This is a genomic window from Streptococcus mitis (assembly GCF_946188685.1).
GTDB classification, from domain to species: domain Bacteria; phylum Bacillota; class Bacilli; order Lactobacillales; family Streptococcaceae; genus Streptococcus; species Streptococcus mitis_CC.
In genome coordinates this window covers 1-248 of sequence record NZ_CAMHWH010000042.1, presented here as the reverse complement: position 1 = coordinate 248, position 248 = coordinate 1, and the positions used below count along the sequence as shown (strand labels likewise).

Annotated in this window: 1 pseudogene; it reads left to right on the top strand. The window is 49.2% G+C overall.

Annotated elements, in window-relative coordinates:
* Window positions 1-248: pseudogene (locus N8N51_RS10390) on the top strand (hypothetical protein); the annotation flags it as partial.

Here is a 248-nt window from a genome sequence, read left to right as displayed (position 1 = left end):
GACAAAGGTGAACAAGGACTTCAAGGTCGTGATGGTCAAGACGGAGCACAAGGTTTACCAGGACGCGACGGACGTGATGGCGCAGCAGGTCGTGACGGACGTGATGGACGCGACGGTAAAGACGTCTTGAACGGCAAAGTTAACCCAGAAGCAAATCAAGGTAAAGACGGCGATAAATACGTTAATACAGAAACAGGCGACGTCTTCGTTAAGAATAACGGCAACTGGGAAAAAGAAGGCAACATCAA